The 16,615-nt window shown below is 66.3% G+C and carries 18 protein-coding genes and 2 pseudogenes; 12 read left to right on the top strand and 8 right to left on the bottom strand.

The genetic code is table 11. The features are described from left to right. Complete coding sequence (locus tag AC2YHJ_RS26660) at nucleotides 1-921, top strand: class I fructose-bisphosphate aldolase (protein WP_487399224.1); 921 nt, start codon at nucleotides 1-3, stop codon at nucleotides 919-921. A 62-nt stretch (nucleotides 922-983) separates the two neighbouring features. Here the strand turns inward: AC2YHJ_RS26660 and AC2YHJ_RS26655 are convergent, their stop codons facing one another. After that, on the bottom strand, nucleotides 984-1,400 hold the full coding sequence (locus tag AC2YHJ_RS26655; RefSeq protein WP_487399223.1) for a VOC family protein: 417 nt from the start codon (nucleotides 1,398-1,400) through the stop codon (nucleotides 984-986). Here AC2YHJ_RS26655 and thiE point away from each other — a divergent pair. Then, nucleotides 1,388-2,038 carry a thiamine phosphate synthase gene (gene thiE, locus AC2YHJ_RS26650; RefSeq protein ID WP_487399222.1) on the top strand — a complete coding sequence of 217 codons (651 nt, stop codon included), beginning with the start codon at nucleotides 1,388-1,390 and terminating at the stop codon, nucleotides 2,036-2,038. The two genes, AC2YHJ_RS26655 and thiE, sit on opposite strands and share 13 nt — an antisense overlap. 28 nt (nucleotides 2,039-2,066) lie before the next feature. Here the strand turns inward: thiE and AC2YHJ_RS26645 are convergent, their stop codons facing one another. Beyond that, the gene (locus AC2YHJ_RS26645; protein ID WP_487399221.1) at nucleotides 2,067-3,728 is read right to left on the bottom strand and encodes an L-lactate permease; all 1,662 of its coding nucleotides are present in this window, start codon (nucleotides 3,726-3,728) and stop codon (nucleotides 2,067-2,069) included. A gap of 146 nt (nucleotides 3,729-3,874) precedes the next feature. Between AC2YHJ_RS26645 and AC2YHJ_RS26640 the strand changes: the two genes are divergently transcribed. Beyond that, nucleotides 3,875-4,612 carry an FkbM family methyltransferase gene (locus AC2YHJ_RS26640; RefSeq protein WP_487399220.1) on the top strand — a complete coding sequence of 246 codons (738 nt, stop codon included), beginning with the start codon at nucleotides 3,875-3,877 and terminating at the stop codon, nucleotides 4,610-4,612. A gap of 23 nt (nucleotides 4,613-4,635) precedes the next feature. Continuing rightward, nucleotides 4,636-5,481, top strand: coding sequence for a TauD/TfdA dioxygenase family protein (locus AC2YHJ_RS26635; protein ID WP_487399219.1), 846 nt, complete (start codon nucleotides 4,636-4,638; stop codon nucleotides 5,479-5,481). Nucleotides 5,482-5,553: 72 nt separating this feature from the next. Here the strand turns inward: AC2YHJ_RS26635 and AC2YHJ_RS26630 are convergent, their stop codons facing one another. Both AC2YHJ_RS26630 and epmA read right to left on the bottom strand, forming a co-directional pair. Further along, nucleotides 5,554-6,252 carry a hypothetical protein gene (locus AC2YHJ_RS26630; protein WP_487399218.1) on the bottom strand — a complete coding sequence of 233 codons (699 nt, stop codon included), beginning with the start codon at nucleotides 6,250-6,252 and terminating at the stop codon, nucleotides 5,554-5,556. Between the two features lie 33 nt (nucleotides 6,253-6,285). After that, nucleotides 6,286-7,308 carry an EF-P lysine aminoacylase EpmA gene (gene epmA, locus AC2YHJ_RS26625; RefSeq protein ID WP_487399217.1) on the bottom strand — a complete coding sequence of 341 codons (1,023 nt, stop codon included), beginning with the start codon at nucleotides 7,306-7,308 and terminating at the stop codon, nucleotides 6,286-6,288. A 1-nt stretch (nucleotide 7,309) separates the two neighbouring features. Here epmA and AC2YHJ_RS26620 point away from each other — a divergent pair, with 1 nt between their 5' ends. After that, entirely contained in the window at nucleotides 7,310-8,335 is a 1,026-nt protein-coding gene (locus AC2YHJ_RS26620) for a lysine-2,3-aminomutase-like protein (RefSeq protein ID WP_487399216.1), read from the top strand. Here the strand turns inward: AC2YHJ_RS26620 and AC2YHJ_RS26615 are convergent. The 3 genes and pseudogenes from AC2YHJ_RS26615 to AC2YHJ_RS26605 form a co-directional block, all read right to left on the bottom strand. Continuing rightward, complete coding sequence (locus AC2YHJ_RS26615; RefSeq protein WP_487399215.1) at nucleotides 8,326-9,219, bottom strand: DMT family transporter; 894 nt, start codon at nucleotides 9,217-9,219, stop codon at nucleotides 8,326-8,328. The two genes, AC2YHJ_RS26620 and AC2YHJ_RS26615, sit on opposite strands and share 10 nt — an antisense overlap. Nucleotides 9,220-9,338: 119 nt before the next feature. After that, nucleotides 9,339-9,665, bottom strand: a complete 327-nt coding sequence (locus AC2YHJ_RS26610) for a hypothetical protein (protein ID WP_487399242.1) — start codon at nucleotides 9,663-9,665, stop codon at nucleotides 9,339-9,341. A gap of 3 nt (nucleotides 9,666-9,668) precedes the next feature. Beyond that, nucleotides 9,669-9,896 (bottom strand): annotated as a pseudogene (locus AC2YHJ_RS26605) (transposase); the annotation flags it as partial. Nucleotides 9,897-10,180: 284 nt separating this feature from the next. On the opposite strand from AC2YHJ_RS26605, the gene AC2YHJ_RS26600 reads away from it, so the two are divergent. The 3 genes from AC2YHJ_RS26600 (at nucleotide 10,181) to efp (ending at nucleotide 12,803) form a co-directional block, all read left to right on the top strand. Further along, nucleotides 10,181-11,383, top strand: a complete 1,203-nt coding sequence (locus tag AC2YHJ_RS26600; RefSeq protein ID WP_487399214.1) for an AAA family ATPase — start codon at nucleotides 10,181-10,183, stop codon at nucleotides 11,381-11,383. Between the two features lie 74 nt (nucleotides 11,384-11,457). Then, nucleotides 11,458-12,084 carry a hypothetical protein gene (locus AC2YHJ_RS26595; protein WP_487399213.1) on the top strand — a complete coding sequence of 209 codons (627 nt, stop codon included), beginning with the start codon at nucleotides 11,458-11,460 and terminating at the stop codon, nucleotides 12,082-12,084. 152 nt (nucleotides 12,085-12,236) lie between these two features. Further along, nucleotides 12,237-12,803: an elongation factor P gene (gene efp, locus AC2YHJ_RS26590; RefSeq protein ID WP_487399212.1), complete on the top strand. Its 567-nt coding sequence runs from the start codon at nucleotides 12,237-12,239 to the stop codon at nucleotides 12,801-12,803. Nucleotides 12,804-12,883: 80 nt separating this feature from the next. On the opposite strand, the gene AC2YHJ_RS26585 is transcribed toward efp, so the two are convergent. After that, nucleotides 12,884-13,132: a hypothetical protein gene (locus tag AC2YHJ_RS26585; RefSeq protein WP_487399211.1), complete on the bottom strand. Its 249-nt coding sequence runs from the start codon at nucleotides 13,130-13,132 to the stop codon at nucleotides 12,884-12,886. A 169-nt stretch (nucleotides 13,133-13,301) separates the two neighbouring features. Between AC2YHJ_RS26585 and AC2YHJ_RS26580 the strand changes: the two genes are divergently transcribed. From AC2YHJ_RS26580 to AC2YHJ_RS26565, 4 genes and pseudogenes are all read left to right on the top strand, one after another. Next, nucleotides 13,302-14,147: an inositol monophosphatase family protein gene (locus tag AC2YHJ_RS26580; protein WP_487399210.1), complete on the top strand. Its 846-nt coding sequence runs from the start codon at nucleotides 13,302-13,304 to the stop codon at nucleotides 14,145-14,147. Beyond that, the gene (locus AC2YHJ_RS26575) at nucleotides 14,144-14,668 is read left to right on the top strand and encodes an OmpA family protein (protein ID WP_487399209.1); all 525 of its coding nucleotides are present in this window, start codon (nucleotides 14,144-14,146) and stop codon (nucleotides 14,666-14,668) included. Before AC2YHJ_RS26580 ends, AC2YHJ_RS26575 begins: the two co-directional genes overlap by 4 nt. Beyond that, nucleotides 14,665-15,804, top strand: coding sequence for a flagellar motor protein MotA (locus tag AC2YHJ_RS26570; protein ID WP_487399208.1), 1,140 nt, complete (start codon nucleotides 14,665-14,667; stop codon nucleotides 15,802-15,804). Before AC2YHJ_RS26575 ends, AC2YHJ_RS26570 begins: the two co-directional genes overlap by 4 nt. A 16-nt stretch (nucleotides 15,805-15,820) precedes the next feature. Continuing rightward, nucleotides 15,821-16,615, top strand: a pseudogene (locus AC2YHJ_RS26565) (peptidoglycan -binding protein); the annotation flags it as partial.

Genomic DNA, 16,615 nt, shown 5'->3' with positions numbered 1-16,615 from the left:
ATGAAGCTGACCCGCCGCGTGAAGGAGATCCTCTCCTGGTATGAGAGCGACAATCCCGGGACCAAGGCGAACCTCGCCCGCATCCTGATGGAAGGGAAGCTCGGCGGCACCGGCCGCATGGTGATCCTGCCGGTCGACCAGGGCTTCGAGCACGGCCCGGCCCGCTCCTTCGCGCCGAACCCCGCGGCCTATGACCCGCACTACCATTTCGAGCTGGCGATCGAGGCGGGGCTGAACGCCTATGCCGCGCCGCTCGGCATGATCGAGGCGGGCGCGGCGACCTTCGCCGGCGCCATCCCGACGATCCTCAAGGTTAATTCTTCGAACAGCCTGTCCACCACCAAGGACCAGGCGGTGACCGGGTCAGTCGCCGATGCGCTGCGCCTCGGCTGCTCGGCGATCGGCTTCACGATCTACCCGTCCTCCGAATACCAGTTCGAGATGATGGAGGAGCTGCGCGAGCTCGCCGAGGAAGCGAAGTCGGCGGGCCTCGCCGTCGTCGTGTGGTCCTATCCGCGCGGCCCGATGCTCGATAAGGCCGGCGAGACCGCCTACGACATCTGCGCCTATGCCGCGCATATGGCCGCGCTGCTCGGTGCGCACATCATCAAGGTGAAGCCGCCGACCGACGCGCTGTCGCTGGATGCGGCGAAGAAGGTCTACATCGACCGCAAGATCGACGGGAAGGAACTGTCCACCCGCATCAAGCATGTCGTGCAGTCCTGCTTCAACGGCCGGCGCCTCGTCGTGTTCTCGGGTGGCGAGGCGAAGGGCGCGGACGCCCTGCTGGACGAGGCGCGCGCGATCCATGCCGGCGGCGGCAACGGGTCCATCGTCGGCCGCAACGCCTTCCAGCGGCCGAAGGATGAGGCGCTGAAGCTGCTCGCCTCGATGATCGAGGTCTACAAGACCAAGCCGTAATCACGGCACAACGCCGGATGCGCGACGCCGCCGCGGGGGATGCCTCGCGGCGGCGTTCTCGTTCATGCCTTCCACGGATCGTAGGTCCCGAAATCCCACAGATACCCGCCGGGATCGCGCGCGACGTACTCACGCGATCCGTAGTCACGATCGAGCGGACCTTCGAGGATCTCCGCCCCCGCCGCGCGGGCCTTGGCGCAATGCGCATCGGTGTCCGCCACGACGACATAGATGCAATCCGTGACGCCGCGGACCTCGCTGGGCAGGCGCATGTCGAAGAATTTCCGGTCGGCGCCGCCCAGCATCAACATGCCGCGATGCTCGCCCTCGCCATAGGTCAGCTCGGCATGGACCACCCCGCCATCAGGGCCGGGGACCACCAACTTCTCGACGAAGCCGAAGGCCTCGGTCAGAAAGCGGATCGCGGCCTTGGGGTCGGCGTAGCGCAGGCAAGGAATGACAGCGGATGAATGCGGCATCTCAGGGCAGCTCCTCGGAGGGTTGCAGACTCTATCTGATCACGCCGCCGCGCATCGAGATCGCGCGTTTTCGTGACGACCTGGCCGCAGCGCTCGATGCCGGGGACGTGGCCTGCCTGCAGCTCCGGCTGAAGGATGCGACGGCGGATGAGATCAAGCGCGCGGTCGATGCCCTGATGCCGGTCGCCCAGGCGCGCGACGTCGCCTTCATCCTGAACGATGATGCGAAGCTCGCCCATGCGCTGGGCTGCGACGGGGCGCATCTGGGCCAGAGCGACGGCGACCATGAGGGCGCGCGCAAGCTGCTGAAGGACCGCATCCTCGGCATCACCTGCCATGCCTCCCGGCATCTCGCGATGGAGGCGGGCGAACTGGGCGCGGACTACGTCGCCTTCGGCGCCTTCTTCCCCACCGACACGAAGGAGACGGTCCACACCGCCGGCACCGACCTGCTGGAATGGTGGTCGGAGATGATGGAGATCCCGTCCGTGGCGATCGGCGGCATCACCGCTGGCAATTGCGGCCCGCTGGTGCGGGCGGGCGCCGACTTCCTCGCGGTTGTTGGCGCGGTCTGGAACCACGCCGACGGGCCGGACGCCGGGGTGCGCGCGATGAACGCGGCGATCGCGGCGGCCTGAAGGCGATCCTGAGGGCTGCGCCGCCCGGCTACTGCTGGATCACCATCGCACTGAACGGATGCACATAGGCCTGCAGCATCACCAGCCCGCCGACCATGCAGGCCAGGACGATCGAATGCCAGAAGACGAAGCGCAGGATGCTGCCTTCATGGCCGAACCAGTTGGTCGCGGTGGAGGCCACCACGATCGACTGGGCATCGATCATCTTGCCCATCACGCCGCCCGAGGAATTTGCCGCCGCCATCAGGATCGGCGACAGGCCGAGCTGCGTCGCCGTCACCTTCTGCAGATTGCCGAACAGCACGTTCGATGCGGTGTCGGACCCGGTCAGCGCCACGCCCAGCCAGCCGAGCAGCGTGCCGAAGAAGGGATAGAGCAGTCCTGTCCCGGCGAAGGCGAGACCCAGCGTCGCATCGATGCCCGAATACCGGGTCAGCGTGCCGATCGCGAGCATCGCCATGATGGTGATCAGCGACTTCCGAACAACCCAGATGGTCTGCCCATAGGCGCGGATCAGCGCTATCGGCGAGAAGCCCATCACGAAACCGGAGAGGATCGCCGCGATCAGGATGCCGGAGCCGGTGAAGGACAGCCAAGTGAAGGCGAAGACCGCGCCCTCGCGCACCGGTGGGGAGGAGACGGGCGGCACCTTCTGCACCAGGTTGTGCAGCCCTTCCACGGGGTAGTTCCAGGTCGCGATCGGATTGACATAGGCCTTGAACCACCCCGTGCCCCAGATCGCCACGACGATGGACAGGATGATCCAGGGCACCCAGGCCCAGATGATCTGCTCGCGCGTTGCGGTCACCGGTGCGGGCGGCGGCGGCATGGTGCCGACCGAGGCATCCGCCGTGCGCAGCGCCGGTGAACTCCAGACCTCGCGCGGCTGCCAGACGCGCAGGAAGGCGACCAGGCAGGCCATGCAGATGATCGCGGCGCCGATATCGACGATCCAGGGGTTGATGTAGTTCGAGATGAGGAATTGCGGGATCGCGAAGGTGATGCCGCAGACCAGGATCGCCGGCCAGATCTGCATCATGCCGCGCCAGCCGGCGAAGGCCGCGATCAGCCAGAAGGGCACGATGACCGAGAAGAACGGCAGCTGCCGCCCGACCATCGCACCGAGCACATAGGGGTCGAAGCCGGTCACCGTCGCCAGCCCCGCGATCGGCGTGCCGAGCGCGCCATAGGCGACCGGCGCGGTGTTCGCGATCAACGACAGCCCCGACGCGGCGAGCGGCGAGAAGCCAAGCCCGATCAGGATCGCGCCCGTCACCGCGACCGGCGTGCCGAAGCCCGAAGCGCCCTCGAAGAAAGCGCCGAAGGCGAAGGCGATCAGCAGCAATTGCAGCCGCCGGTCCGGCGTAATGCCCCCGATCGATTGCTGCAGGATCTGGAACCAGCCCTTCTCCACCGTCAGCCGGTAGAGGAAGATCACGTTCAAGATGATCCAGCCGATCGGGAACAGCCCGATCGCCGCCCCGAAGATCGCGGCACGAACCGCCAGGCCCGCCGGCATGGTGAAGAGGAAGATCGCGACCAGCAGCGCGACGACCAGCGCCACCAGCGCCGCGACATGCGCCTGCACCTTGCCTGAAGCGATGAGCGCCAGCAGCATGACCACTGGCACGGCGGCAGCGATCGTTGAGAGCGTCGCATTGCTGAAGGGATCGTAGATCTGATTCCACATGCTGGCCGTCTCCGTCTCGCAACGGGTCTGCGCAGCCGCGACAAGCGCCAGGACTCGGCGAATGCCGGGCGTGTGATTCACTGTGAGCCGCTACTGAAATCGAACGCAAGATTACTGATTCGTAACGTCTTGGGAGCCGCACGGCCATGGACGAGATCACCTTCCACACGCTGCTCCACCGCCCGGGAACGCTGGTCGATATCGGGGCGCATGACGGGCTGATCACCCTGCCCTTCGCACAACTGCCTGGCAGTCGGGTGCTGGCCTTCGAACCCCTGCCCATGGCCTTCACGCGGCTCGCCGAGGCGCTGGCCGCGAATTTCGGCGGCGACATCCCGCCGCATGTCGAACTGGTGCAGGCCGCGCTTGGCGATCACGCCGGGCAGGCCGACCTTGCCATGCCGGTGCTGGACGGCGTGCCGCAGGAACAATGGGCATCGACCGCGAAGGACTATGCGGGCTTCGGCAGCCCGCGCCTCGCCATCCGGCATTTCGCGGCACCGCTGCAGCGGCTCGACGACCGCGCGATCCGCGACCTCACCCACGTCAAGATCGACGCCGAGGGCGCGGAATACGAGATCCTGCGGGGTGCGCGCGACACCTTGCTGCGCTGCCGCCCGGTGCTCACGCTGGAAGTCGAGGAACGCCACCGTGAGGGCAGCACCTGGTCCGTGCCGGCCTATCTCGACGCGCTCGGCTATGACGTGTTGTTCGAACTGCGTGGAGAATGGTTCCCGGTCGCGGCACTCGACCGCGCGACGATGCAACGCGCCTCGCCCGATCCGTCGGTGTTCGAGGCATCCGACCCCTACGTCTTCGTCTTCTATGCCCTGCCGCGCGAGGATGCGGCGGGGCTGCTGGCGCGGTTGAAGGCCGCGGCGTAGCCTGCCGCCGAACGGAGGAAGACATGTCCATCACCGCACAGCGCCTGACCGTCACGCGTGCCTCGGGGTCCTGCGGGGCCGAGGTTTCCGGCCTCGATTTCCGCACCACCCCGGATGAGCGCAGCATTGCCGAGCTGCGCGCCATCTGGCTCGACCACGGCGTGCTGTTCCTGCGCGACGCGGCGCTGTCGCCGCGGGATTTCCTGGCCCTCGCCGCACGCCTCGGCACGCCGGTCGAATACCCCTTCGTGCGTGGGCTCGACGGCTTTCCGCAGATCACGCCGGTCATCAAGGAACCGGAGGAACGCATCAATTTCGGCGGCGTCTGGCATTCCGACACCGCCTATCTCGAACGCCCGCCCATGGCGACGATGCTGATCGCGCGGGAGGTGCCGCCGGCCGGCGGCGATACGCTCTTCGCCGATTGCCGCGCGGCCTATGAGGCATTGTCGCCCGGCTTGCGCGCGACGCTGGACGGGCTGCGCGCCATCAATTCCTCGAAGAAGGCGGATGCGTCCAAGACGCGCGAGGACCGCCAGAAGGAACGCGGCGCGGTGACCAATGCCGAGGTGCTGGAAGCCACCCACCCGGTGGTGCGCACGCATCCGGAGACGGGCCGGAAGGCGCTCTACGTCAACCTCGGCCACACCACGCGCTTCGATGGCTGGACCGAGGCGGAATCCAAGCCGCTGCTCGATTTCCTCTTCGCCCACATCACCAAGCCGGAATTCACCTGCCGCTTCCGCTGGGCGCCGGGGTCGATCGCGCTGTGGGACAACCGCTCCGTCCAGCACTACCCGGTGAACGATTATCACGGCCACCGGCGGGAGATGCATCGCATCACGCTGCAGGGGGATGTGCCGGCGTGATGCCGCCACTGACTCGGCACACGATAATGAGAATTTATTCTTAAGTCCAGCAGGAACTGAACGCGGCGCCGGTCACCCGCAGGTGGACAGCGCCGCCGTCGCGAAGCCGCGGATCTCGCTCGTCACGTTCAGCGTCAGCTCCGCATTGCCCAGCGTCACCGCATGACGCTGCGGCAAGCCGGTCAGCGTCACCGGATCCCGGCCTACGACCGTAACCACGACGCTCGCAGCGCGGGCCAGGTCGTCGGTCTGGTTCGGCGCGCTCACCACCACGCGCACCAGCCCGTCCAGCAGCTCGATCCCCGCATTCTCCGGCGCGCGCGGGCCATAGGCGACCGCGAAGCGGCGCGGCGTCGCCCGCCCCTCGCATTGCCGCACCGGTCCGGCATCGCGCATCAGCTGCTCCACCCGCGCACGCGGCACGCCCGCACCGATCCGGGACTGCGCCAGGGTGAACAGTGCCGCCGCCTCGCCGGCCGGCACATCGCGTTCGTACCGGCGCTGCAGCGCGACCATGTCTTCCCGCGCCTGGCGCAATTCGCCTTCCAACTGGGCATTCCGCGCATAGGTCGCTCGCGCATCGGCCGACAGCGTATCGAGCCGCCCTTCCAGCGCCGTGACCTCCGACCGCGCGAGGTCGAGCCCGCTCTGGTACGACCAGAAGCCCAGCCCCACGAACACCGCGAGGGCGAAAAGCCACTTCGCCAACCGCAGCACGATCTGCCCCGTGCGGCGCCGGCGCTCCCGGCTGCGTCTTGATCCGATCGACATGCCTTGCCTTAGACGCGAGGCACCCGCGCGGGGTCAAGTGACGGGAAGCCACACCACGTCCTCGATCCGCGGAGCCCCCGAAGCGAGCATCGCCAGCCGGTCGAACCCCAGCGCGATCCCGGCTGTCGCCGGCAACCCCGCCTCCAGCGCGGCGATGAAATCCGCATCCACATCCCAGCCATGCTCCCCGGTGATGCGGCGGCGTTCGGCATTCGCTTCCTCGAACCGCAGGCGCTGCTCGGCGGGGTCGGTCAATTCGTCGAAGGCATTGGCCAATTCGATCCCCGCGGCGAACAATTCGAAGCGCAGGGCGGCGCGCGGATCGGCTGGATCCCGCTGGGCCAGCGCCGCCTGAGGCGCCGGCCAATGCGTCAGGAAGGTCGCGCGATCGCGCCCGATCGCCGGTTCCACCCGTTCCAGCAGCAGGCGGAAGAACAGATCCTCCCACCCCTCCCCGCCTCGCGGCGGCAGCCCCGCCCGGGCCGCCGCATCCCGCAACCGCCCGGCATCCCCCTCGGTCCCCAGCAGATCCAGCCCGTTGCAGTGCCGCGCGAAGGCGTCCTGCATCGTCAGCCGCTCGAAGGGCAGCGTCAGGTCGGTCCGCACCCCGCCATGCTCGACCACCGGCGGGCACACCGCCCGCACATAGTCCTCCGTCTCCGCCATCAGCCCGTCGAAGGACAGCCCCGGCCGATACCATTCCAGCATGGTGAATTCCGGCGCATGCCGGGCCGAGACCTCCCCGTTCCGCCAAACCCGCGCCAGCTCGAACACCGGCCCGGCCCCGCCCGCCAGCAGCTTCTTGATCGCCAGCTCCGGCGAGGTCCGCAGCCACAGCGGACGCCCCTGCCCCACGCCGATATGCGGCTCGAACCGTGTGGCGAAGGCACGGATATGCACCTCCGCCCCCGGCGCGGGGACCAGGCAGGGCGTCTCCACCTCCCGATACCCCCGCCCCGTGAAGAAGGCCCGCGTCGCCGCCACCAGCGCCGCCCGCCGGTCCAGGAACGGCAGCCGCGCCGCCAGCCTCTCGGGATGCCAATCCGGCTTAGCCATTGTGCGCGCCGAGCCCTTCCGCTACGGGCCGGCGACCATGCCGGACGGTGACACCACACGCCAGGGACGCACCCTTCGCACGCCGCAGGCACTGCGGGATGCCGGCCTGCTGCGCCCCGGCGCCGAAGCCGACGCCACGCGCGTCGCCGCCCGCTTCGCCATCTCCGTCACCGACCACGTGGCCCGCCTGATCGACCCCGCCGACCCCGCCGACCCCATCGCCCGCCAATACATCCCCGACGCCGCCGAACTGACCACGGCGCCCCACGAAGTCGAGGACCCCACCGCCGACGCCCCCTTCACCCCGGTCAAGGGCGTCGTCCACCGCTACCCCGACCGCGCGCTGCTGAAGCCCCTGCTCGCCTGCCCCGTCTATTGCCGCTTCTGCTTCCGCCGAGAGGTCGTCGGCCCCGATGGCGGCCTGCTGACCGAAGCCGAGCTCGACACCGCGCTCACCTGGTTCGAACGCACCCCCGCCGTGCGCGAGGCCGTGCTGACCGGCGGCGACCCGCTGATGCTCAGCCCCCGCCGCCTCGGCCCGATGCTGCGCCGCCTCGCCGCCATCCCCCACATCGAGACGCTGCGCATCCACACCCGCGTCCCGGTCGCCGAGCCATCCCGCATCGACGCCGCCTTGCTCGCCGCCCTCGACGTGGAAAAGCCCGTCTTCCTCGCCGTCCACGCCAACCACGCCCGCGAATTTACTCCCCCCGCCACCGCGACCGCCCTCGACCGCCTGGCGCGGACCGGCATCCCCCTGCTCGGCCAATCCGTCCTGCTGCGCGGCGTCAACGACAGCGCCGAGGCCCTCGAAGCCCTGTTCCGCGCCATGCTCCGCGCCCGGGTGAAGCCCTACTACCTCCACGCCCTGGACCCGGCCCCGGGCACCGCCCGCTTCGCCGTGCCCGACGCCGAAGGCCTGGCCCTGCTGCAATCCCTGCGCGGCCGCATCCCCGGCCACGCCATCCCGACCTTCGTGCGCGAACGCCCCAACGGCGGCGGCAAGGCCCCCCTCGGTCACGCCTGACCCGCCTTCGCCCCGCGCGTCTGCGTCCAGCCGATGTAGATGCCGCTGCCCACGATCACCAGCGCCCCCAGCCCGGTGAACACGTCCGGCACCTCCGCGAACGCCACCACCCCCACCATCACCGACGCCAGCAACTGGAAATACTGGAACGGCGACAGGATATTCGCCGGCCCGAAGCCGAACGCGATCGCCACGCAGTAATGCCCGAGCGCCCCCAACACCCCCAGCGCGCAGAACAACCCGATATCCACCCACCCATGCGGCGTGACCCACACGAAGGGCATCACCACCAGCATCCCGAATGCCCCCACCAGGGATGAATACAGCGCCGAGGTCTCCGGGCTCTCCGCCCCCGCCACCTTCCGGGTGAGGACCTGGTACAGCGCATAAGCCGTCGCACTGGCCAGCACTGCCAGCGACGCCCAGTGGAACACCGCCGTCCCCGGCCGGATCACCAGCAGCACGCCCGCGAAGCCGCACAGCAACGCCACCACCCGCGCCAGCGTCGTCCTTTCCCCGAGCATCGGCCCGGCCAGCACCGTGACGATCAGCGGCGCCGTCGAGCTGATCGAGGACTGCTTGGCGAGCGGGATGAAGTTCAGCGCCAGGAAACTCAACAAATTCGAAGTGAACAGCAGCGCCGAGCGCGTGACCTGCGTGACCGGCCGCCGCGTCCGCAGCACCGCCAGCCCATGCCGCGGCAGGAACGCCGCCAGCAGGAAGACGATATGCCCGAAGGCCCGCGCCCAGGAGATCTGGAAGGACGAATAATTCGCCCCCAGCGCCTTCGCCGCCCCAAGCATCAAGGCGAAGCAAGCCCCCGCCAGGCAGATGAAGAAAATGCCGAGGAGGATGCGCTGGGGAGGCGGCTGGTGTTGGGACACGCCCGCATGGTGCGGTGCACAGGCAGGTGTGTCCATGAGCGCGGGGGCGCCGCCCCCGAACCCCCGCCGGGGTAACAGTGTTACCCCGGACCCCGCCGTGACTTCAGCGCGCGACATGGTCAGCGCAGGCGCCAGTGGCGGGGGCGGCCGCCGGCATCGAGCAGCAGGCGGCCCAGGCGGTTGAAGGTGCCGGGCGGGTGGACCCTTGGCGTCTTGAGGGCCGCGATCACGAACGCTTGTGCTGCTTTGGACAAATTCGGATCGGGGAGGAAATTCGGCGGCGCCGGCAAGGCCGCCCTCACGCCCAGGTTCTTCGCCCGGACCAGGCTGGACAACGGCACCACCCGGCTGATCCGCCGCCACGCCCGGCAGATGCGCCAAGCCAGGCCGTTGAGAATTTCATCCTCCGCCTGCCGCCCCGCGACGAGGGTGAGCAGCAGGTCCATATGCCCGGACTTCGCCCAGCGGCGAAGCTGGCGGGACGCCGTGCCGCGCCGGCCATATTCCTCAGGCAAGTCCTTCCAGGGGCCGGAGGAACAGGCCACCCAGAAGATGGCGTTCAGCGTGCGGCGCGGATCGGCCGGCGGGCGGCCTCGGCGGCCGGTGTGGGGCCGGAGGTGGCGGGAGAGGAAGGCGAATTCGGGGTCGGTCAGGGGGAGGAAGGGGTGGGGGCGCATGGAAAGTCAGTTATAGGATTTTTTTCATCGCCGCAAGCACTCGTGCTCTGCCACGAAATTCGGCGGACAGCCGTAGCAAGCGTGCCGTACAGCCATCAGACCTTGGTGTTGCACGAAACGCAGATAGCATGGAGAGTGTGCAAGAAAATGAGGGGGTTTGACGGGGACTAGCAATCTGGATTGCTGTTCTGTTCAGCCTAGGCTAGCGGCACCACCATGCTGACATCCAGGGATCGAGACCACCTTCGGATGTCGTCGAAACGCAGATACAGCAGAAAGAACGAATGGATCAGGTTCGAGCCATAACAGAGATTCAAGCGGAGAATTTTCTTAGCCTTAAGAAATTCTCGATTGAGCTTGATTCACTAACGGTTTTGGTAGGGCCCAACGGTGGAGGAAAATCGAATCTACTGTCTCTTTTTAGATTTTTAGGAGAAGTCGCCCGCACTGATCTCGCTCCTGCAGTAGACAGCGTCTATGGTGGCTTTAAGAATATGTTCTTTAGAGGTGATACACCCGGAAGGAATGTAAAAATTCATATCAAAGCTCAAGTTACTGAGCATTCGAGCGCTGCTGCCCCTGATGAATATACACTTTCGATCCGATCAGCAAATTTGAAGGACAGCGCCGTCCTCATCAGAACAGAGACTGTCGTGCTTAAACGCTACCGCGGCCGAGGACGCAGAATAACTCTTATGGGGCGAAAGGTAGAATTCGCAAATGAGCAAGACTCTTTTGCGAAGAGCAAAAATTCACTAAATATACAAAGCAATTCGTCGGCATTATCTGTTCTGAGACGCATCGGCGAACGAACCGACACAAAGCAGATTAGTCAGCTTGCTGAAATATTTGAGGATATGCGCTTATTTGAGCCAGATGTTAATATGGCACGCCAAGATAGTGAGTTCGCCCGCCAGGATTCTCTTGAATCAAACGCAGAAAATCTCGTATCCGTTATATACAGAATGAGAAGCGAAACACCAGATATATTCGAAGCTTTGCAAAATGACGTTAGACATATTCTCCCTGGATTTAAGCAATTCTCTTTTCATCACACTGCCGGCGCGCGGGATACCGTCAAAATTCACATTCATGAACGTGGACTGCGCGATTCGACGCCAATTACTAGAGCCTCATTTGGTACAATTCGCGCAATTGCTTTGTTCACGATGCTCCGGGAACCCAATCCTCCGCGGCTCACGTGCATCGAGGAAGTTGATCACGGGCTTCATCCGTACGCTCTTGATGTCCTCATTGAGCGTTTGCGTGAAGCATCTTCACGAACACAGATCGTTATCGCAACGCATTCGCCAGCTCTAGTTAATCGGTTGAAACCTTCCGAACTGAGGATTCTTGAGCGCGATTGGGCACGTGGCGAGACGCGACTAGTTGATCTTTCTCCGGCAAAGCTGGAAAGCATTCGGAAGAAGAGCGGCTACGAACTGGGCGAACTTTGGTTTTCGGGGTCTCTTGGAGGCATTCCTTAGTGAGAAAAAGAAGCGCGCCAAGAAGACCCAGTGTGGTTTTGGTCTTCGGCGAATCCCCAAATGATACAAGGTCCATGGCAACGCTGATTAAGGCTATGCGCCCGGACATAAATTCCGTACAGATTCGTCAAAAGCCGCCAAGCCTGAGTAAGACCGCTCACAGCAGGAAGCAAAGGGATTTTGCGGACGAAATAGCAGGAATTATTTGTGCCGAACAAGAAAAAGGAAGCGACGTCCGGGCAATTTTTGTCCACAGAGATCACGACAACCCCGAGCATCTTGCTGCAAAACCGTGCACTATCGATTGCGGAACAGGATTAGACTATGAAAACTTGAAGCATACAATCTCCAATAAACTCACGAAGAAAAAATCGATGTGTAATATTTATCCTGTTATAGTTGCATTTGAGACGGAATCTTGGTGGTTTCTTTGGCCATCAGCGCTTCATGAATATCGAAAGGGCTGGGAGAAGTTGAGTAATTTTACAGGGAAGCGCGTTGATCTAATTTCTAATGCAAAAGAGGTGCTAAAATTGAAACTTCGCCCCCGCGATCCAAAAAAAGCGCGCGTGGTACCTGATTATGATGAAAACGACAGCCCAGGGATTGCGGAAAAGGTCGTCACCCTTCGCTTGGAGAGAAGCCCTACGGCGATCGCAATTTCGTATTCTCGATTTTTGCGCGACGTAAGCGCCATTTAAGGCTGCCGGCGGAGACATTTCGACATCGGTGAAAGTCCGCTCGGAGGGCTGTCCAGCATGCGCCGGTCGCGGGCGATTGGCTTGCTTAAAGCCACCCCCACGTGTATCGCGCCGGCCGACCTTCAGATCGCGACGGGGATCACGAGTTAGCCATGGCAAAGATGCAAGCCAACCAGATGCGTGCCGGCATGGTCATCGAGTTCGAAGGGGCTCGCTACACCATCCTCAAGCAGAACATCATGATCCCGGGGAAGGGCGCGGCGGTCATCCAGGTGGAGATGCGCAACGTCAAGACCGGCGCCAAGAAGGACCAGCGCTGGCGCACGGCGGACACGGTCGAACGCCTGACCACCGAGGACAAGGAATTCACCTACTCCTACACCGACGGCACCAACCTGGTGCTGATGGACCCGGAATCCTTCGAGCAGACCATGGTCCCGCAGGACATCCTCGGCGATCGCCTGCCCTTCCTGCAGGAAAACATGACGGTCAACGTCAAGCTGATCGAAGGCGAGCCCGTCTCCATGGACCTGCCCGAGACCATCGTGCTCGAGGTTGTCGAGGCCGACCCGGTGGTGAAGGGCCAGACCGCCTCCTCCTCCTACAAGCCGGCGGTCATGTCGAACGGCGTGAAGGTCATGGTCCCGCCCTTCATCACGGCGGGTGAGAAGATCGTCGTGAAGACCGCCGACGCCACCTACTACGAACGCGCGAAGTAAGGCTTCGCGCGCCGCGCATCGGCGCCCGGCCCGGCCTTCCGGCCGCCGTCGTGGTCCGCGGGGCGTGGCGCCCTGCCGCCCTACAGCGCGCGGGCGAACTGTTCCAGGCCGAGGCAGAGGCGCTGCATCTGCTCTGCCCCGGCCAGGTTCTGCGCGTCCTCGAAATTGTCGGCGGCGGTGGCGAGCAGGAGGGCGTTGCGGGACCCGACCCGCGCGGCCCTCGCCATCTGTTCAAGCCCGAGCAGCAGGCGCTGCATCTGCTCCGCCCCGCTCAGCCCTCCCGCGCCGTCGAAATTATCCGCCGCCGTGTCCATCAGAAGCCGGTCCATCCGCTGACCCTCCGAGCCCCCGGCCCCCCATCCTACACCAATTCCCCGCGGGTCTGGGGGCACGTATGCCCCCAGCGGGGGTCCAGGGGGCTGGCCCCCTGGCCTCCCCTTCCCTGTTCCGCTAACCCTCCCCCCCACGCTCTTTCTCCCCCTCAAGGTCTCATCCGTCATGGCTCCCGTCTCCTCGCGCCTTTCGCCTGCCATGCAGGTTGTCACCTCGGCCGTCCGCAAGGCGGGCCGTCGGCTGTTGCGGGATTTCGGTGAGGTCGAGCAGCTCCAGGTCAGCATGAAGGGCCCGTCGGACTTCGTTTCGACCGCCGACATGCGGGCCGAGCAGACCTTGAAGGAGGAACTGTCCAAGGCCCGTCCCGGCTTTGCCTTCCTGATGGAGGAATCGGGTGCGTCGGGCGACGAATCCTGGGAATGGCGCTGGGTGGTCGATCCGCTGGATGGGACGACGAACTTCCTGCACGGCATCCCGCACTGGGCGATCAGCGTCGGCATCGAAAAGCGCACCGGCACCGACACGTCGGAAGTCGTGGCCGGCGTCATCTACAACCCTGCCTCGGATGAACTGTTCTGGGCGGAAAAGGGCGTGGGCGCCTTCCTCAACGACCGCCGCCTGCGTGTCTCCGGCCGCAAGGACATTCGGGAGGCGGTCTTCGCCACCGGCATTCCCTTCGCGGGCGTGCCGCGAAAGGCGGAATTCTCCTCCATCCTGCACCGGGTCATGCCGCATGTGGCTGGCGTGCGGCGCTTCGGCGCGGCCGCACTCGACCTCGCCTGGCTGGCGGCGGGGCGTTACGACGGGTTCTGGGAACTCGGGCTGAAGAAGTGGGACATCGCGGCCGGGCTCGTGATGGTGAAGGAAGCCGGCGGCGCGGCAACCGACCCGGATGGGACGGACCCGTATCTCTCCGGCAATGTGGTGGCCGGCAACCAGGCGCTGCAGCCGAAGCTGCGGGAGATCGTGGCCGAGGGCATCGCCGCGGTGAAGGCGCGCCCGGCCGGATGAAGCGCCGGGCGGTCCTTTTCGGCCTGTTGCCGCTGGCCCTGCCCGCCTGGGCGCAGGATGCCTCGGACCTGCCTGAACCCGCGCCGGCCCCGCCTGCGCCCCCGGCGCTTGCGCCAATGGGCGCGCCGCTGGTGCCGCAGCCCGCCCCGGCGCCGCAGGGCCTGCCGCCGGGCATGACGGCGACCGCGGACGGCGTGCTGCGCCTCGCGCTCCACAGCCACCGGATCGAACCCGCCATGGCCGAGGCGTTGCGCCTGCTCGGCGCGCGTTTCGCAGCACTGCCCGCCGGGCGCATTACGATCGAGGCGCAGGTCACCGGGCCGGCCAATGATGCGTCCCTGGCGCGCCGGGCATCGCTGGCGCGCGCGCAGGCGGTGAAGGCCGCGCTCGTGGCGGGCGGGCTGGACGCGACTCGGATCGATCTGCGCCCGTTGGGCCGCTTACCCGCGGCGATCGATACGGTGGACGTCCTGCCCCCCGGCGTGGTGAGCCCGAATGCGGAGGCGCGGAGCGGCCGATGACGCAGCCGATGGTGTATCTGTGGCGGATGCTGGGGTTCCTCACCTTCGTGGTGGTGGTGACCGCGGCCCTGTGGGGCGAGCTGCGCCACGCCTTCGCCGCGAACCCCGTGCTGAACGCGGTGATCGTCGCGGTGCTGCTGTTCGGCGTTGGGTGGAACCTGCGGCAGGTGCTGTCGCTGAGGCGGGAAGTCACTTGGCTCGAAGGCTACCGTTCCATCCGCGGGGCCGAGGAACGGGTGCAGCCGCGCCTGCTCGCGCCCATGGCCTCTATGCTTTCGGCACGGCGGTCCGAACGCGTGTCGATGTCGGCGATCGCCATGCGGTCCGTTCTGGACGGCATCGTCTCGCGTCTTGATGAGACGCGGGAACTCTCGCGCTACATGACGGGGCTGCTGATCTTCCTCGGCCTGCTCGGCACCTTCTGGGGGTTGTTGCTGACGATCGGCTCGGTCGCTGATGTCATCGGCAACATGTCGGTCGGGTCGGGCGACCTGAACCAGCTGTTCAACCAGCTGAAGGCGGGGCTCGCACGGCCGCTGGAAGGGATGGGCACGGCCTTCTCGACCTCCATGCTCGGCCTCGCCGGCGCGCTGGTGCTGGGCTTCATGGACCTCACCGCCGGGCAGGCGCAGACGCGCTTCACGAATGAGCTGGAGGAATGGCTCGCCGGGCTGACGCGGCTGTCCACGGGCGTGCTGGGGCAGGAAGGCGACGGCTCCATTCCGGCCTATGTGAATGCCCTGCTGGAACAGACGGCGGAGAACCTCGAAGGCCTGCAGACCATCCTGCAGCGTGGCGAGGAAGGCCGTGCCGCGACGTCGAACGCCATCATGACGATGACCGAGCGCCTGACCGTGCTGACGGAACAGATGCGCGCGAACAACCAGGTGATGGTCCGCGTGGCCGAGGGCCAATCGACCATCGCGATGGCGCTGGCGAAGCTCGCGGATGGCCAGGAACGCGGCGCGATCGACGAGGGCACGCGCGGCAACATCCGCAACCTCGAGATCTACATGGCGCGGTTGATCGAGGAAGTCGCGCAGGGCCGCGTCCAGGCGACCGCCGAGATCCGCAACGAGATCAAGATCCTGACGCGGACCATCGCGGCGATCGCCGAGGACCAGCCGCGCGCATGACAGGGCGGGCCTAGCCATGGCCGGTTCCTCCAACCGCCGGCGCAACGGCGGCGGCCTCGATGCCTGGCCGGGCTATGTGGATGCGCTGTCCACGCTGCTCATGGTCATCATCTTCGTGCTGCTGGTCTTCGTGCTGGCGCAGGGCTTCCTGTCGGTCGCGCTGTCCTCGCGCGACCGGGCGCTCGACCGGTTGAACCGGCAGGTGGCGGAACTGGCGGAACTGCTCGCGCTGGAACGCGGCCAGGCGGAGGAACTGCGCGGCGGCCTGTCGCGTGCGACGAGCGAACTCGCCACCGCCGCCGCCGCACGGGATGACGCGCTGCGCTCGCTCGGCGCGCTGCGGGAAGAACGCGACCGGCTCGCCAGCGAACGCGACACCGCGCGCAGCGAGCAGGACCGGCTTGCCGCACGGCTTGCCGATCTCGGCGTCGGCGCGCGCGGGACAGAGGAACGCGTCGCCACGCTGGAACGGCAATTGGCTGAGGCGCTGGCCCGCGCCGAGACCGTCGGCGGCGACGCCGCGCGCACCACGCGCGACCTGACCGATGCGCGGCGCAACCTGACGCAGACCGAACAGCAGCGCGCGACGCTGGAACGCCAGGCGACGCAGACGGCGGAACAGCTTGCCGCCGCGCGCGCCGATCTGGAACGCCTGCGCGCGGAGGCGGCCGCGCTGAACACGCAGGTGCGTGCCGATCGCGCGACGATCGAGGCGCGGCTCGCCGACCTCGCCCGGCTGAACCAGCAGGTGCAGGCGCTGACCGCGCTGCGCGACGAACTCGAACGCCAGGCGCAGGCCGCGCTCGCACGC

The organism is Roseomonas sp. SRI_022 (assembly GCF_057586215.1).
This window is presented reverse-complemented; position numbering and strand designations above follow the sequence as displayed.

Coding starts and splice junctions, on each gene's coding strand:
- efp (WP_487399212.1), top strand. CDS start 12,237: ATGGCAAAGATGCAAGCCAACCAGATGCGTGCCGGCATGGTCATCGAG.
- AC2YHJ_RS26640 (WP_487399220.1), top strand. CDS start 3,875: ATGGACGAGATCACCTTCCACACGCTGCTCCACCGCCCGGGAACGCTG.
- AC2YHJ_RS26600 (WP_487399214.1), top strand. CDS start 10,181: ATGGATCAGGTTCGAGCCATAACAGAGATTCAAGCGGAGAATTTTCTT.
- AC2YHJ_RS26660 (WP_487399224.1), top strand. CDS start 1: ATGAAGCTGACCCGCCGCGTGAAGGAGATCCTCTCCTGGTATGAGAGC.
- AC2YHJ_RS26595 (WP_487399213.1), top strand. CDS start 11,458: ATGGCAACGCTGATTAAGGCTATGCGCCCGGACATAAATTCCGTACAG.
- thiE (WP_487399222.1), top strand. CDS start 1,388: ATGAATGCGGCATCTCAGGGCAGCTCCTCGGAGGGTTGCAGACTCTAT.
- AC2YHJ_RS26655 (WP_487399223.1), bottom strand. CDS start 1,400: ATGCCGCATTCATCCGCTGTCATTCCTTGCCTGCGCTACGCCGACCCC.
- AC2YHJ_RS26580 (WP_487399210.1), top strand. CDS start 13,302: ATGGCTCCCGTCTCCTCGCGCCTTTCGCCTGCCATGCAGGTTGTCACC.
- AC2YHJ_RS26570 (WP_487399208.1), top strand. CDS start 14,665: ATGACGCAGCCGATGGTGTATCTGTGGCGGATGCTGGGGTTCCTCACC.
- AC2YHJ_RS26645 (WP_487399221.1), bottom strand. CDS start 3,728: ATGTGGAATCAGATCTACGATCCCTTCAGCAATGCGACGCTCTCAACG.
- AC2YHJ_RS26585 (WP_487399211.1), bottom strand. CDS start 13,132: ATGGACCGGCTTCTGATGGACACGGCGGCGGATAATTTCGACGGCGCG.
- epmA (WP_487399217.1), bottom strand. CDS start 7,308: ATGGCTAAGCCGGATTGGCATCCCGAGAGGCTGGCGGCGCGGCTGCCG.
- AC2YHJ_RS26610 (WP_487399242.1), bottom strand. CDS start 9,665: ATGGACCTGCTGCTCACCCTCGTCGCGGGGCGGCAGGCGGAGGATGAA.
- AC2YHJ_RS26630 (WP_487399218.1), bottom strand. CDS start 6,252: ATGTCGATCGGATCAAGACGCAGCCGGGAGCGCCGGCGCCGCACGGGG.
- AC2YHJ_RS26635 (WP_487399219.1), top strand. CDS start 4,636: ATGTCCATCACCGCACAGCGCCTGACCGTCACGCGTGCCTCGGGGTCC.
- AC2YHJ_RS26575 (WP_487399209.1), top strand. CDS start 14,144: ATGAAGCGCCGGGCGGTCCTTTTCGGCCTGTTGCCGCTGGCCCTGCCC.